Raw genomic sequence first — 13,762 nt, 5'->3', positions numbered from 1 at the left:
TTCAATTACAGATAGCTACTATCGTCACTTCACATACGCAAGCCAATTATCGTCATATTAGATTCAGTTTATCGTCATAGTGGATTCAGTTTATCGTCATAGTGGATTCACAAGACGATAAAATCTTTCAATAAAACCGTTATTATTCAGTATGTTGTTTTGGCTCTGAAAAACCGTAACACTACTTAAACACCTATTAAACACTCCAAGCCTGTGGATAACTTTTCATTCTTTACAATTTCCAGCTAAATTGAACCCAAGCACCGCCTCTTGGGGGCTACGCCCCCGCCGGCTCGCGGCCTACGGCCGCCCCGATCGCGCTATGCGCGATCTCCCACCCGGCATCCCCCTGCTCACCCTTTCAGGGCTGCGCTAACCGGACACGCCTACGGCGCGAAATCATAATCTGACGATGCGTTCCCACATCGTCTCTTCCCCAACATCCTCTTCCCCCGCGTCGGCGCCTTTGGCGCCCTACGGGGCTCCCGCTCCGCGCTCGCCCGACGCCTGCAACACCAAAAAAACCGGGAAAGACCGTAATCTGCTCAAGACACACCGGAGTTCAGGCGAACATTCAGCAGCTCACATGTCGCTATATGCCCGTCAGACGCCACAGGATGGCCGTACAGACGTTATCAGGTGTGGTGGCGTTTTGGGGAGGTGGTAACGGATTTGCGCTTTGTGCGGCCTTCCAGAACGCTCTGTAGGCCTTATCGGAGATTGATGGGCTGACCATTTCTGTCTGACCGTCCAGATATCCTGCTCCTGACTTTCGGCGGGATGATTATGATTGAAAAACCCAAGCGTTAGGGATATGGTGAATTATGCCGACGCTTCTGCGCATCAATGGATTTCGTGTCGTGATTTACACGGCAGATCATGTGCCGATGCACGTTCACGTCATAAGCGCGGATGGGGAAGCCGTGATCGAAATTGGCAGGAAAGCCCGCCTGATACGGGCAGGTGGCATGAAGGATAAGGCTATACAGGAAGCCCTTGTCATCGTGCAGGACCACGCTGAGATGCTGGCGGAAGCATGGGAGAAGATACATGGCGAATAACGTGAACTATCAGGCTGCTCGTGACGCAGACGCGCTTCATAGAGCGACAGTTCCTCATGCGGTTTCCGCACGGTTGATTCGTGCGCGCCGCGCTCTTCATGTCACGCTTTCCAACGGTGTTGAAATGAGCGTACCGGTGGATCTGTTACAGGATTTGCAGGGCGCTTCCCTGAATGATCTGGCTGAGATCGAGATTACCCCGCTGGGGAATGGCCTTCACTGGCCCCGTCTTGATGCTGATGTCCTGGTCGAAGGTCTGATCCACGGTATCTACGGTTCCCGAAGCTGGATGGCGGCACAGATGGGACGTGTGGGCGGATCATCCGCCAGCCAGGCAAAGGTGGCGGCTGCACGCCGGAATGGTGCGAAAGGCGGCCGGCCCAGAAACGTCGCGTAAGGCACGGTTTCTGATATTTTTCCAATCCGTCAGGCCTGTAGACTTTTGCAAACTTTAATTCAGGGACCAGCAGCGTGATGTCGGAACATTCTGATCTGTTCCCGGAGTTGGGGCCGTCAAAACGCAGAGCGCGGTCTGCTTCTGCCGGGTCAGCGTGAAGAGGGCTCCTGAGCCGCTATAATCTGTTGTCGTCGTAATCCGGTAGCCTTTGGTCAACAGGCTCGCCAGAGAGTCCGGGACGGGCTTCAGTGTTGTTGGAACGGCCAGAGGACTATAGGGAGATTTAACGCCTGACTGAGGCAGCCAGTCCCCTGTGTTCCGGGCAAAGCCTGATGCCGGGAGGAGGAGAAGCGGCAGGGCAGCGAAAGTCAGTATACGCTTTTTCAAGATAACTCTCCTGATCAGATCCAGAGCTGTCGGCGGATGTTGATCAAGTCGCGCAATTTCTGGTCCTTGAGATTCTGTAAGATCTGTTCGTGATCAACCGGGTTATCTGGTGTCATAGCGGCGATGTTGCGATCGCACAGAGCTGTTTCCCCTGGCAGATCGTCACGGTACCAGAGCCAGAGGTCGATCGCCGCCTTGTCCCGGTCATTGGCACTGTGCAAACGGTAGCCGCGATACAAACGGCTCTGCTCTTTATCGTAACCCTGCGAGGTTGTGCCGAGCTCCTGTTCCACGAACTCTCCGAGTATGGAGAAGCAGGCATGAAACATGCGCTCATCCGCATCAGGATTGTCCGGCTCTTGCTGTCTGTCTGGCAGGTTATCCGTCATGGCTGTTCTTTCCTTTCTGCATGCTCTTTTTCGGCATCGAAGAGATGAAGCCCCGCGCGTCTCCAGCGTGTTTTCAGGTCGCCTGAAGCGGTATTCCTGCCATCCCGAAGCTGCCCCGCAATGTCCAGGAAGGCCCCGAGCAGGGTGGCGCGGTCGTCATCGGTCAGATCGACCAGTCCCGCCTTCTGGACCAGGCCGCCCAGTTCGATCAGATGACGGGTGCGTTCCCGTCGCGCCTTTGCCCAGTCGCGCATGTCAGTGCGTGCCTTTCGTGCCTGATGGCGATGGATCAGGGCTGCCCGCTTCCTGATCTGTCTTTCAAGCGCCAGAAGCTCCGCTCTGATCGTTTCCGGTTCCTTTCCGGTTGCCCTTTTTCCCGCCTGTCTGAAAGAAAGATTCCCCGCGTTCGGTCCACCTCGCAACGGCTTCGGGTTTGCCGTCAGCCTGTTCGACAGCCGCAAGCAGTACCCCGGCCAGCGCCTCAATCGACAGGGTATCGGCTCCCGTCACCTCGACCAGTTCACCGAGCTGGATGGTCCGTTGCGCCTTAAGCTGCTTCGCCTTTTCCTGAAGCGCCTTCAGTTCCGCATCAATGTCCCGTGGTTTGCGCATTTTCGGTCCCCTATTTTCGCAATCTGTGCAATACTCTATCACACACGCGAGAACCGCGTCACTTATCCAGAGCAATCAATCCTTGTGGCGCAGTAAAATATGAGTGCGCGCTTATACGTCACTTCGTGACGTGCGCTTGCGTGGTGTGATATGATCGTGCTCATGGCGATCTATCACCTGCATGCAAAGGTCATCAGCCGCGCCACCGGTCGGAGCGCCGTGGCGGCGGCGGCCTATCGCGCGGCGTCCCGCCTGCATGATTTGCGGCTGGATCGCGACCATGACTTTTCCAACAAGAGCGGTGTGGTGCATTCCGAGATCCTGCTGCCCGATGGCGCGCCGGAACGGTTTCTCGACCGTGCGACCCTATGGAATGAGGTCGAGGCGATCGAGAAACGCAAGGATGCCCAGCTTGCCCGTGAGGTGGAGTTTTCAATCCCGCGCGAAATGACCCAGGCGCAGGGGATCGTGCTGGCACGGGATTTTGTGCGGGAGCAGTTCGTGGAACGCGGTATGGTGGCCGATCTCAATGTACATTGGGATATTGGTGAGGACGGACAGGCGAAGCCCCATGCCCATGTGATGCTGTCCACGCGGTCTGTGGATGAGAACGGGTTTGGTGCAAAAGAACGCTCGTGGAATGACAAGGACCTCCTGCTGACATGGCGGGAGCGATGGGCGTCACTTGCCAATGAATGGCTGGCCGAACTGGACCTAGACGTGCGGATCGATCATCGGTCGTTCGCGGCACAGGGGATTGACCTTGAGCCGCAGAACAAGATTGGTCCGGCCGGGATGCGCCGGGAAGAGCGGGGCGAGGATGCGGAGCGGGTCGCTGATCATCTGGAGATCGCGCGACGCAATGGCGAGACGTTGCTGGCCGAGCCACATGTGGCGCTGGAGGCGCTGACCCGACAGCAGAGCACATTTACCCGGCAGGACCTGGCGCGGTTCGTGGACCGGCACACGGCGGACGCAGAACAGTTCAGTGCGGTCATGGTTCGGGTGGAGGCGTGTCCGGAGCTGGTCGCTCTCGGGAAGGACGGGCATGGGCGGGAGCGGTTCTCCACGCGCGCGATGATCGGGGTCGAGCAGCGTCTGGAAGAAGCGTCGCTCGCGATGGGGCAGTCTCAGGGGCATGCGGTGCCGCTGGCGGTGCGTCGGGCGGCGATGCAGCATTCCGGTCTTGGGGACGAGCAGGCGCTGGCGGTGGGCGAGGTCACGAAGTCCCGCGACCTGTCCGTGGTGGTCGGGTATGCCGGGACGGGGAAGAGCACCATGCTGGGGGTAGCCCGCGCGGCATGGGAAGAGGCCGGGTACCGGGTGCGCGGGGCGGCGCTGTCGGGGATCGCGGCGGAAGGGCTGGAAGCGGGGTCTGGGATTGAGAGCCGGACGCTGGCGTCCCTGGAGCGGGCGTGGGAGCGTGGGTTCGACCTGCTGGAGCGCGGGGACGTGCTGGTGGTGGACGAGGCCGGCATGGTGGGGTCACGGCAGATGGAGCGGGTTCTGTCTGTCGCCCGCGAAGCCGGGGCCAAGGTGGTGCTGGTGGGCGATCCCGAGCAGTTGCAGGCGATTGAGGCGGGTGGTGCGTTCCGGGCGGTGGCCGAGCGGGTCGGGTCGGTGGAAATCACCACCGTACGCCGGCAGCGTGAAGGCTGGCAGCAGGCGGCTACGAAGGAGCTTGCGACCGGGCGGACAGAGCAAGCGCTGGGACGCTATGAGGCGGCCGGCCTGGTGCGCGGGCATGACACGCTGGAAGAAGCGCAGGCCGGCGTGGTGGCCGGGTGGGAGGAAGCCCGTCAGGCTGCGCCAGAAGAAAGCCAGATCATGCTGGCGCATCGGCGTGTCGATGTGCGGGCGCTGAACGAGACGGCACGCGCCATCCGGCGGGAGGCGGGTGAGCTGGGTGACGACGTGCTGGTGCCAACCGCCCAGGGCGAGCGGGTGTTCGCGGATGGGGAGCGTGTCTACTTCCTGCGCAATGACCGGGAGCTGGGGGTGAAGAACGGCACGCTGGGCACGGTGCGGGGCATCGAGGGGTCGCCTGAGGCTGGGGATCTCGTGCTGTCGGTGCAGCTCGACGGGCCGGGTGGGACCGGGCGCGGCCGGGTCGTGTCCGTGTCGGTGGCGGAGTATGACGCGCTGGATCATGGCTATGCGGCCACCATCCACAAATCGCAGGGTGTGACGGTGGACCGGGCGCATGTGCTGGCGACGGGGAGCATGGACCGGCACGGGGCCTATGTGGCGCTGTCGCGCCATCGGGAGAGCGTGTCCGTCCATTGGGGCCGGGATGACGTGGGCGACCGGGACGGGCTGGTGCGGCGGCTGTCACGCGAGCGGCTGAAGGACACCACGCTGGATTATCCGCATGAGCGGGATCGGGATGCCGGGTTTGCGCGGCGGCGCGGGCTGTCTGTTCCCGAGAGTGAGATCGTGGTGGAGCGCGGCAAGGCTGCCTCTGGCCCCCGGCAGGACAGGCAGGCCGAGGCTGTCCATACGCTAGATCCGGCACCGGCACAGCAAAAGCGCGGGATGTTCGATGGACTGGACCTGTCCGTGCGGCCGGGGCGTCGCACGGCGGAAAAAGACGTGTCGGCCGGGCAGAAGGCTGAGGCCGGGAAGGGGAGGAGTGAGGTTGAGCGTGAGGCTCCTGTCTCTCCCTTTGCGGGTTTGAGGCTGCCCCGTGTGCAGCGTGAGCAGGTGCCGGTCGGGCTGGACGGGTTTGTGCCGGGTGGTGATCCGCTTCAGCAGGCGGTGGAGCGGTATGCGCGGGCCTGGGTGGATGCCGAGCGCATGGTGCGCCAGGAACTGCCGGTGCTGGAGCACCAGAAGAAGGCACTTTTTGAAGCCGGGCGGGATCTGGAGCGGGTCCGGCGTGGCAGTGAGGCGGATCTGCGGGCGGCGCTGAAGCATCAGCCTGAGATCCGGCAGGCGCTGTATGGTCTGGAAGGTCCGGCACGGGCGCGCAAACTGGTCGAGGGGCTGGAGCATGAGGACAGGGTGCGAAAGAGCCCCGAATTGCGGGCGGCGCGGTTCGTGAAGACCTGGGACGGGCTGAGCCGCGAGCAGCAGGGTGTGGCGCTCAAGGAGCTGAAGCGGGATGCGCAGCTTGAGTCCATTCTGCGGGAGAAAAGCCGCGAGCTGGGTATTAGGAAGGGATCGACGCTCGATCACGGGTTGCATCCCCATCAGCGGGAGCAGGCCCTCTCACGCTCGAGGTCGCGCGGTATGGATATGGGGATGTAGGATTTTTCTGGAAAGATATCGTATTTATATTTATGATATCATTTCAGGAAATGAGGAGTTCTGTCATGTCCTCTGTGGTTATTCGCAATCTTCCGGAAGAGACGCATCGGGCGCTGAAGGCGCAGGCCATGCTGCATGGACGCAGTACGGAGGCGGAGATCCGGACCATTTTGGAAGCGGCCGTCCGGCCCTCGCAGCGGGTGCGGCTGGGGTCGCTTCTGGCGTCTATTGGTCGTGAGGCCGGTGTGCGTGATCAGGATGTCGCGGCCTTGCAGGTTCGCGATCAGACCCCGGCCGAGCCGATGTCCTTCGAATGATCCTGCTTGATACCAATGTGATCTCGGAGCCGTGGAAGCCCGTCCCGGAGCCGCGTGTTCTGGCCTGGATTGATGCGCAGGCGATCGAGACGCTTTTTCTGTCGGCCGTTACGGTGGCGGAGCTGCGTTTCGGGATCGGGGCGATGCCGCTCGGCAGGCGGCGCTCGGTATTGCATGAGCGGCTGGAACAGGAGGTATTGCCCTTGTTCGCGGGGCGCGTCCTGTCGTTCGATCTGGCGGCGTCTCAAGCCTATGCCGAACTGATGGTGCGGGCCAGGTCAGAGGGGCGGGCGATTGGCAAGGCAGATGGCTATATTGCCGCGACTGCCGCATCCCGTGGTTATGTTGTGGCCAGTCGCGACGTGTCGCCTTTCGAGGCTGCTGGTGTGCGGGTTCTCAATCCGTGGGAGGATGCCTGATGTCCGAGACAGATCCGGCAGCGCGTGCGTTTGAGGATCTGTGCGCCGAAATGACGGTGCTCCGGCGCAGCGTGGAAGCGTTGCCGCAGGCGTGGCGGGATAACCGGCCACCAGATTACACGGAGGATCTGGCTCGTGTCGTAAAAGCCATGAACGCGGTCGGTGCGCGGATGAAGGCGATCGAAGACACTCCAACGCTGAAAATGACGCCTCAGGCGTATGGGCAAGGGATACGCGAGGAAGGACTGGCCGCCAGCCGGAGACTGGAGGGGGTCTTTCAGAAAGCGATTGGAGAAGTTCGGGAAGAGCGGCAGGCGTTAGCTGGTATCATCGGTCAGGCCAATAATCGACGAGATCAATGGTTCTGGATGATTTTTATCGGGATCATGGCATTTCTGTTCGGGGTGGGGATTGCACCGCTTCTGTTCAATCACATCACCTGGAAGAATTTTGATGAGCGCGTGGCGTCGTTCATTGTCGGAGGCAAGGACCGGTGGGATTCCGGAGCTGCGATGATGCAAGGCGCACGGCCCGAGCAATGGAGCAGCTTTATGTGGGAGGATCGGCTGGTGCAGGACAACATGCCGAAAATCCGCGAGTGTCGGATCGGAGCAACTCAGGCCGGACAGCCGAAATCCTGTGTGATTACGATCAAGCCTGACGCATAGAATAATTACTGAATGGATTTTAATCATAGGAAAGAGGCTTTCTCTTTACCGAGAAAGCCCCAATTTTATCTGATCTGCTAACAGAGATTAAGCAGACTGCTTCTTCATGTCAGGGTTGGTGTGTGTATTTTCTTCAAATAAATAAGGTCCTGCTGCCAGCACAGTCAAGGAGAGAAGTAAGATCTGGTGAGGAAAAGCTCTTTCTTCTAGCGGAAGAAAGGCATTCCCATTTGTCCAGGCAATGGAACGTTCGCCATTTTCTGAATACCACCCATCCGGTTTTTCTGACGCCAGATGAGTCAAAACTAATTGTTTTTTATTTGCTGTGATGAGAGAAATCGTGCCAATGGCGACCCCAAGTTCACGGCGATCATCAACGAATGGTCCAATGACATCTGTCGGGCGTGCTGTGCGTGATACAATACGGACTGAGGTTGTTCCGGGAGGAAGCATAAAGCTGTAAACGTTTTCTTCCTGACGAACAGGCCTCACTGATGCTCCATTTTCTGTTACGAGATGAAGATCAGGATTGTGAGTCAGTTGCGCTGTGGTAACTGAATCCTGTTCTCCGAAGAGTTTTACACTGCGTGCCTGAAGTGTACGGAAAACAGGTTCGACAAAGCTACGCTCAACGCACAGAGGAACGGCTGCGTCATTTTCCCAGTTTTGGTTGGTGTTTCTGAGAGAAACAAGGTTTCCTTCCTGGATGAAGGCACGGCGATTGCCAGTATCAAGGTAGCTTTCGGTCAACATGCCGTCTGCCTTAATGACAGCATGGTGCTCCGTTTCTATGTGATAGTAATCATAGGTGGTGATGGATTTGTCATAGAAGATTGAGGAGCCATTAATCAGCATTCGGGCAGGAATGAAACGCCCATCAAAGAACAGACAATGCTCTGGGGTAATCAGCATATCCTTGTATGGCACGCCATCTGAAACAGCATCTTTAAGAATACGCACCGGGTAGCCTGCTTCGTCATTTCGCAGGTGAGGGCGAACCGTTGCACGTGCTTTTCCTGCCCAGGTGACAGTTGTTTCTTGAGAAACTCCATGCACGTAAGCAATGACCGTATCACCCATACGGATGTTTTCGACAGGGACATTACCTTCGAGCGTCTCGATCATACTGCCTGCAAGAAAGCAGACCTCGACGAGCAGGTTTCCGTCGCTTGCGGTGTTCAGTGAGTAGCCGACCTTTTCAATGCCGGGGATGTTCATAGTGATTGTTTTGCCGCTCTTGAGCGTCAGCATAACACTGTCGGCGGATGGATAGGTGACGGCTGTCACGTCAGCAGCGCTAACACCTGCGATTTTGATACCGTCGGAATTGCCACTGCTAGTTCCCGTGAAACCACTGATGACGGAGGCAAGGGTTCCGCCGTTTTCCAGACCAGAAATGGTCAGGCCGGTATTGGTGTCTCCAAGAAGGTCAATCGTTCCTCCTGCATTGTTCCAGATCGTCGCAGTGCCGCCAGATTGAAGGGTCGTCACTCCTGAAAGAACAGCTCCGCTTAACGCTGTTAAAGTAGCACCGGAGGATACGGTTGTTGTTCCTGCTAAAGAACCGCCAGAAGATACAGTTATGGTATTCCCTGACTGTAGAGTATTATTGCCAGAAAGAGCAGCTCCATTTTCGACGGTTATATTTGTCTTTCCGGCTACTAAAGCACTAGAATATACTAACGTGAAAGCACCTTGACTTCCGTCAAGAATAATATTTCCACCGTTATTTGTTGTGGTAAAGCTGGCGAGATCTTTATGAGCGACTATAGTTCCACCATTTAAAATGTATGATCCAGGAGTATACTGCTGTGCTCCAGAATCGACAATTAAACTCCCGCCAGAATTGATTGCGACTGTTGCACGTGTTGTTGCACCCGCCTGGTATTCAAGGGAGGCACCGGAGGATACGGTTATTGTTCCTGCTAAAGAACCGCCAGAAGATACAGTTATGGTATTCCCTGACTGTAGAGTATTATTGACAGAAAGAGCAGCTCCATTTTCGACGGTTATATTTGTCTTTCCGGCTACTAAAGCACTAGAATATACTAACGTGAAAGCACCTTGACTTCCGTCAAGAATAATATTTCCACCGTTATTTGTTGTGGTAAAGCTGGCGAGATCTTTATGAGCGACTATAGTTCCACCATTTAAAATGTATGATCCAAGAGTATACTGCTGTGCTCCAGAATCGACAATTAAACTCCCGCCAGAATTGATTGCGACTGTTGCACGTGTTGTTGCACCCGACTGGTATTCAAGGGAGGCACCTGAGGATATACTTATATTTCCGTTGGCTATACCACCAGAAGTCACAGATACACTACCACCATTACGGATGACTTGGTTATAAAATATTCCCCCACTTAGAACTACTACGCTATCATATTGTATTGTTCCTGAAACCCAAGGTATACCTCCAGTAGAGTTTTCATTAATTGCTTGGCCGCTACTCAGGGTGTATGTCGACATTTTTAACATTCCTTTTTACAAAAGTCGTGATTTGCGCAAACGTTCAATGCATGGGGTTTATTTTTAATATTAAAATACTTGATTAGAGTGAGTGGAACACTTAAACAGAGAGTGTTTTCTAAGAGCTAACTTTTTCGCCTAGAGAGAGTTTGCGCAAATCACGGCTTTTGTGACTGTCTGCTCCAGTTGTAATCCGTGAGACTGTCCCAACACTAATTCCAAAACCCTCAGCTATATCTTTTAAAAGTTCTCCATTTTGGCGACGCCTAATAATATCTTGTCGTTGAATATCCCCTATTTTTGTCGGTCGTCCCATTTTTACGCCGAGTTGTACTGCTCTCGCACGACCTTCAGCCGTACGAGTTCGGATCAGATCGCGCTCAACATCCGCTAAGCCGCCTAAAACAGCAAGCATTAAACGACCAGTACTGGTAGTCGTATCAGCCCAAGGTTCCGACAAAGAGTAAAACTGCGCTCCCTTCTGGATGATTTCTTTTACAATAGCAAAGAGGTCGAATGTACTACGAGCCAACCTGTCAATCCGAGTGACAATAACTGTATCTCCATGACAAAGGTTTTTTATAAGGCGACGTAACTGCACACGCTCAACATCCGCCCCGCTCGCTTTCTCACGAAAAACTTTATGACACTCAAAGCTATTGAGCGTTTGAATTTGCATATCAAGAGTCTGGCCAATCGTGCTGACACGAGCATACCCAATTCTTCGCACCTGTTTCGTCCTTCGTAATGAAGGAGAGTGCTATATTCACGGTGATATTTTTTTGGAAATGGTAAAAATAAAAAGGCTTCTTAAGAAATAATTACGAGCAATATTCCTGTGTTGGCTACCGACGAAAAATGGTTAACCCTTTTCGGGGGGAGGGGAGAGCTATTCATGTACCTTATAAATTATAGTCATATTGGGACAAGCCGGAGCCACGGTGTATCAAGGGCTGCATGGTGGTTTTTCCGGGAGGGTTCAAATGGGACAGCGCGCGGTCATCTATTGCCGGGTTTCCACGGCTGATCAGTCCTGCGTGCGCCAGAAAGACGAGCTGAAGCGGTTTGCCGAACGCGCAGGCTATGAAGTGTCAGGCATCTTCATGGAGACCGGCTCTGGCGTCCGGGTGGATCGGGCCGAGCGTCGAAAGGTCATGGCATTGGCCCAGGCCCGTGAAATTGACGCCATTCTGGTGACGGAGCTGTCCCGCTGGGGGCGCTCGACCATTGATCTCATCTCCACGCTTCAGGAGCTGGAGAGCTATCGTGTTTCCCTGATCGCCATAACGGGGATGACGTTTGATCTGGCGACGCCGCATGGACGGATGCTGGCGACGGTTCTGGCCGGGATTGCGGAGTTCGAGCGGGATCTGATCAGCGAGCGGGTGAAGTCCGGTCTGGCTGCGGCCAGGGCGCGCGGGAAGGTTCTCGGCCGACAGAAAGGAGAGCGGCCGAAGTCTGACCGTCTAGCTCCGAAGGTTCTGGCGTTGGTGGCCGAAAAGCGGAGTTATAGGTGGATCGCCCGGGATCTGGGAATCAGCAAGAACACTGTTGCTGCCATTGTGCAGAGGGAAAGGTGAGTTTATCGACCGTTGAATATGGGTTGCTTTCTGTCGTTCTCTATTGCCGGTCTAGTAGGTTATCGCGTATGACCACATGCAAACATGCGGTCATGTAAGGACGTTCACATGCCAACAATAGCGATTATCAGCCAGAAGGGTGGGGCTGGGAAAACCACTCTGGCCTTGCATCTGGCGGCTGCGGCTGAGGATGCTGGCCATACGGCATTGGTGATTGATGTGGACCCACAGGCGACTGCGAGCCAATGGGCCGCATGGCGTAAGGATGCTCCGCCAGTTGTGATTGACAGTGCTCCGCCGCGCCTCGCGGCTAAGATCGAACAGGCAATGAGTCAGGGGGCTGAGTTCATAGTGATTGATACTCCGCCTCACGCGGATAGTGCGGCGAGTGCTGCCGTTGAAGTTGCTGATTTGGTGTTAATTCCATGTCGGCCGAGTGCATTCGATTTGGCAGCGATTAAAACTACTGCCAGCCTTATAAAAATGCGTGGCAAACCAGCCTTTGTCGTTTTTACAGCAGGAAGTCCGACCGCTCCGCGTATGTATGAGGAGGCCACGCAACTCGTAGAAAGCTACGGGCTGAACGCATGTCCATATATTATCGCTGATCGTGCAGTTTTTCGTCATGCTGCGGCGGAAGGGAAAACAGCAATGGAAATAGAGCCAAAAAGCAAGGCATCTGATGAGGTAAGGCTGCTTTACAAGTGGACATGCAAGCATGTAAACATGCAATCATCAAGAAAGCGGAGAGCTAGTGCATGAGCCGGAAGGGGTCTCTACTGTCGTTGCGGGACCGTGATTCCGCAATATCGCCGGTTGTAGCCACATCAGAAAGCAAGGTTTCTGCCACCAATGTTGTTGGCACACACAGCAAGGAGGTTGCGCCGAGCCGTCAGGGCAAGAAAGCCATGACGGGCTATTTTAGCCCGGAAATGTCATTTGCCATGCATATGACCGCTAGAAAGCATGGGATGAGTTTACAAGATGCGATGGCCGACGCGTTTAACGACTGGCTACGCAAGATGGGAGAAAGTCCTGTGGGCAAGTAAGCATGTGTATGTGTACATGTTTGCATGCAAGCGCGTACACACATGCTGGCGTGTGCTGGAATCAGCGTATTGGGCTGCGCTCGTGCCGTTTTTTGCAAAAGCCAATAAAGGCTCCGGCAGGGCTTTTAAGCTCGGGTTTCCCCATGTCGTGCCACCATGAAACCCATTCGTCATGGAGAGCATAAATGTCATATCCTGGCGCAACGGTTTTAGCGTCATGCATGGTTTCAGGGTCAATGTAGGGAGCATCCCTGACAGGGACGATAACATCGGCCGTTGTTTTAAGGCTCAAACGGTTGCGAAACAGAATGATGTCGTCGGTCATTGTGATGGCATAGTCAGGAAAATGAGCATGGCTGGTGTCATGCGCACAAACTTTCTTAACCAAGGATCGAAATACGCGAAGCGGGCTATTTGAGCCACATTTTTTTTGCAGCAGTTCTAATCCGATCTTCCATTCATCTTTCATACCGCAGTGTTTGCGGGCTAGTTCGTACATGCGTCGTTCGAACGGTTTACGAAGTCGGAAATAGTCTCGGTGAAGTGTTAGGACGTTCTTGCTGATGACTGAACGATAGACCCAATCTGACAGGGTGATTTCAAGATCAAGCATTCGGCCATCAAACGTCTTACGAGTGATTCTAGCTTCTTCGATCAAACCGAAAATTCGCGTTTCTTCAATGCCGCCTGTTTGAATGTTTGTTCGCACGGTTGTTCCGCGCAAGCGTGTCAATGCGTCGGTCAGTAGCCTATAGCCTGCTCCGCTGGTTTGACGATTGGTAGCGACCAGCATGTCATAAGCTTGAAGGCGGAGTGTTCGGCCTGGTTGTTCGCCGTGATTCATTTTCGCAACGAGCTGAGAGATGCAGTAGATCAGAATATCCTTGTCATGGATCGTTGCCAGCCCTTTGCCAGACGGGATGATCTCTATGATATTCCCATTGTGTTCATAGCGTCGCATCCGGTTGTCAGGCTTGGTCGAGAGCGAAAAAACAGGATGCTCCATTGACGCCATATCATCTTTGGGAATGGCATCGAGTACGTCACAGATGAATAGATCCTGATTTGGATGGCGGACTGGCAGGAGGGGCGTGCGATCCTCACCTTCCATAGCCAAAGAAGGCGCAATGTCGAACAAGGAAGGAGAAGATTCTATCGTCAT

16 protein-coding genes are annotated in these 13,762 nt (G+C 55.3%); 9 read left to right on the top strand and 7 right to left on the bottom strand.

What is annotated here, in order from left to right:
• The first annotated feature begins 824 nt into the window (after window positions 1-824).
• Window positions 825-1,061 carry a DUF4160 domain-containing protein gene (locus QWU00_RS16780; RefSeq protein WP_035382370.1) on the top strand — a complete coding sequence of 79 codons (237 nt, stop codon included), beginning with the start codon at window positions 825-827 and terminating at the stop codon, window positions 1,059-1,061.
• A complete protein-coding gene (locus QWU00_RS16775) occupies window positions 1,051-1,458 on the top strand; it encodes a DUF2442 domain-containing protein (protein ID WP_035382369.1) in 408 nt (135 codons plus the stop codon). The genes QWU00_RS16780 and QWU00_RS16775 overlap by 11 nt, the downstream gene beginning before the upstream one ends.
• A gap of 54 nt (window positions 1,459-1,512) precedes the next feature.
• Here the strand turns inward: QWU00_RS16775 and QWU00_RS16770 are convergent, their stop codons facing one another.
• The 4 genes from QWU00_RS16770 to QWU00_RS16755 form a co-directional block, all read right to left on the bottom strand.
• On the bottom strand, window positions 1,513-1,845 hold the full coding sequence (locus QWU00_RS16770) for a hypothetical protein (RefSeq protein ID WP_035382368.1): 333 nt from the start codon (window positions 1,843-1,845) through the stop codon (window positions 1,513-1,515).
• A 14-nt stretch (window positions 1,846-1,859) separates the two neighbouring features.
• Window positions 1,860-2,234: a hypothetical protein gene (locus tag QWU00_RS16765; protein WP_035382367.1), complete on the bottom strand. Its 375-nt coding sequence runs from the start codon at window positions 2,232-2,234 to the stop codon at window positions 1,860-1,862.
• Complete coding sequence (locus tag QWU00_RS16760; RefSeq protein ID WP_035382366.1) at window positions 2,231-2,488, bottom strand: conjugal transfer protein TraD; 258 nt, start codon at window positions 2,486-2,488, stop codon at window positions 2,231-2,233. Before QWU00_RS16760 ends, QWU00_RS16765 begins: the two co-directional genes overlap by 4 nt.
• A 64-nt stretch (window positions 2,489-2,552) precedes the next feature.
• Window positions 2,553-2,846, bottom strand: a complete 294-nt coding sequence (locus tag QWU00_RS16755) for a conjugal transfer protein TraD (protein WP_035382365.1) — start codon at window positions 2,844-2,846, stop codon at window positions 2,553-2,555.
• 162 nt (window positions 2,847-3,008) lie between these two features.
• Here QWU00_RS16755 and traA point away from each other — a divergent pair, with 162 nt between their 5' ends.
• From traA to QWU00_RS16735, 4 genes are all read left to right on the top strand, one after another.
• Complete coding sequence (traA, locus tag QWU00_RS16750) at window positions 3,009-6,095, top strand: Ti-type conjugative transfer relaxase TraA (RefSeq protein WP_237596398.1); 3,087 nt, start codon at window positions 3,009-3,011, stop codon at window positions 6,093-6,095.
• A gap of 65 nt (window positions 6,096-6,160) precedes the next feature.
• Window positions 6,161-6,412: a FitA-like ribbon-helix-helix domain-containing protein gene (locus tag QWU00_RS16745; RefSeq protein ID WP_035378811.1), complete on the top strand. Its 252-nt coding sequence runs from the start codon at window positions 6,161-6,163 to the stop codon at window positions 6,410-6,412.
• Window positions 6,409-6,831, top strand: coding sequence for a type II toxin-antitoxin system VapC family toxin (locus tag QWU00_RS16740; protein ID WP_035378809.1), 423 nt, complete (start codon window positions 6,409-6,411; stop codon window positions 6,829-6,831). The genes QWU00_RS16745 and QWU00_RS16740 overlap by 4 nt, the downstream gene beginning before the upstream one ends.
• The gene (locus QWU00_RS16735) at window positions 6,831-7,499 is read left to right on the top strand and encodes a DUF6118 family protein (RefSeq protein ID WP_035378807.1); all 669 of its coding nucleotides are present in this window, start codon (window positions 6,831-6,833) and stop codon (window positions 7,497-7,499) included. The genes QWU00_RS16740 and QWU00_RS16735 overlap by 1 nt, the downstream gene beginning before the upstream one ends.
• Before the next feature lie 87 nt (window positions 7,500-7,586).
• On the opposite strand, the gene QWU00_RS16730 is transcribed toward QWU00_RS16735, so the two are convergent.
• Window positions 7,587-9,971, bottom strand: coding sequence for a Hint domain-containing protein (locus tag QWU00_RS16730; protein ID WP_304651060.1), 2,385 nt, complete (start codon window positions 9,969-9,971; stop codon window positions 7,587-7,589).
• A gap of 118 nt (window positions 9,972-10,089) precedes the next feature.
• Window positions 10,090-10,701 carry a recombinase family protein gene (locus QWU00_RS16725; protein WP_035382375.1) on the bottom strand — a complete coding sequence of 204 codons (612 nt, stop codon included), beginning with the start codon at window positions 10,699-10,701 and terminating at the stop codon, window positions 10,090-10,092.
• Window positions 10,702-10,954: 253 nt separating this feature from the next.
• Here QWU00_RS16725 and QWU00_RS16720 point away from each other — a divergent pair, with 253 nt between their 5' ends.
• The 3 genes from QWU00_RS16720 (at window position 10,955) to QWU00_RS16710 (ending at window position 12,600) form a co-directional block, all read left to right on the top strand.
• Window positions 10,955-11,551, top strand: a complete 597-nt coding sequence (locus QWU00_RS16720; protein WP_035382374.1) for a recombinase family protein — start codon at window positions 10,955-10,957, stop codon at window positions 11,549-11,551.
• 108 nt (window positions 11,552-11,659) lie between these two features.
• Window positions 11,660-12,313 carry a ParA family partition ATPase gene (gene parA / locus QWU00_RS16715; RefSeq protein WP_035382373.1) on the top strand — a complete coding sequence of 218 codons (654 nt, stop codon included), beginning with the start codon at window positions 11,660-11,662 and terminating at the stop codon, window positions 12,311-12,313.
• Window positions 12,310-12,600, top strand: coding sequence for a ribbon-helix-helix domain-containing protein (locus QWU00_RS16710; protein ID WP_035382372.1), 291 nt, complete (start codon window positions 12,310-12,312; stop codon window positions 12,598-12,600). Before parA ends, QWU00_RS16710 begins: the two co-directional genes overlap by 4 nt.
• Before the next feature lie 61 nt (window positions 12,601-12,661).
• On the opposite strand, the gene QWU00_RS16705 is transcribed toward QWU00_RS16710, so the two are convergent.
• A complete protein-coding gene (locus QWU00_RS16705; RefSeq protein ID WP_035382371.1) occupies window positions 12,662-13,762 on the bottom strand; it encodes a replication initiator protein A in 1,101 nt (366 codons plus the stop codon).

Origin of the sequence: Acetobacter tropicalis, from assembly GCF_030644465.1 — a bacterium.
In the GTDB taxonomy this organism is placed as follows: Bacteria; Pseudomonadota; Alphaproteobacteria; order Acetobacterales; family Acetobacteraceae; genus Acetobacter; species Acetobacter tropicalis.
The sequence above is the reverse complement of the archived record's forward strand: the minus strand, read 5'-3'. Positions and strand labels throughout refer to the sequence as shown.

Excerpts from the sequence above, each read along its gene's own strand:
- QWU00_RS16780 (WP_035382370.1), top strand. The coding sequence starts at position 825 with ATGCCGACGCTTCTGCGCATCAATGGATTTCGTGTCGTGATTTACACG.
- QWU00_RS16775 (WP_035382369.1), top strand. The coding sequence starts at position 1,051 with ATGGCGAATAACGTGAACTATCAGGCTGCTCGTGACGCAGACGCGCTT.
- QWU00_RS16765 (WP_035382367.1), bottom strand. The coding sequence starts at position 2,234 with ATGACGGATAACCTGCCAGACAGACAGCAAGAGCCGGACAATCCTGAT.
- QWU00_RS16760 (WP_035382366.1), bottom strand. The coding sequence starts at position 2,488 with ATGCGCGACTGGGCAAAGGCGCGACGGGAACGCACCCGTCATCTGATC.
- QWU00_RS16755 (WP_035382365.1), bottom strand. The coding sequence starts at position 2,846 with ATGCGCAAACCACGGGACATTGATGCGGAACTGAAGGCGCTTCAGGAA.
- traA (WP_237596398.1), top strand. The coding sequence starts at position 3,009 with ATGGCGATCTATCACCTGCATGCAAAGGTCATCAGCCGCGCCACCGGT.
- QWU00_RS16745 (WP_035378811.1), top strand. The coding sequence starts at position 6,161 with ATGTCCTCTGTGGTTATTCGCAATCTTCCGGAAGAGACGCATCGGGCG.
- QWU00_RS16740 (WP_035378809.1), top strand. The coding sequence starts at position 6,409 with ATGATCCTGCTTGATACCAATGTGATCTCGGAGCCGTGGAAGCCCGTC.
- QWU00_RS16735 (WP_035378807.1), top strand. The coding sequence starts at position 6,831 with ATGTCCGAGACAGATCCGGCAGCGCGTGCGTTTGAGGATCTGTGCGCC.
- QWU00_RS16730 (WP_304651060.1), bottom strand. The coding sequence starts at position 9,971 with ATGTCGACATACACCCTGAGTAGCGGCCAAGCAATTAATGAAAACTCT.
- QWU00_RS16720 (WP_035382374.1), top strand. The coding sequence starts at position 10,955 with ATGGGACAGCGCGCGGTCATCTATTGCCGGGTTTCCACGGCTGATCAG.
- parA (WP_035382373.1), top strand. The coding sequence starts at position 11,660 with ATGCCAACAATAGCGATTATCAGCCAGAAGGGTGGGGCTGGGAAAACC.
- QWU00_RS16710 (WP_035382372.1), top strand. The coding sequence starts at position 12,310 with ATGAGCCGGAAGGGGTCTCTACTGTCGTTGCGGGACCGTGATTCCGCA.
- QWU00_RS16705 (WP_035382371.1), bottom strand. The coding sequence starts at position 13,762 with ATGACGATAGAATCTTCTCCTTCCTTGTTCGACATTGCGCCTTCTTTG.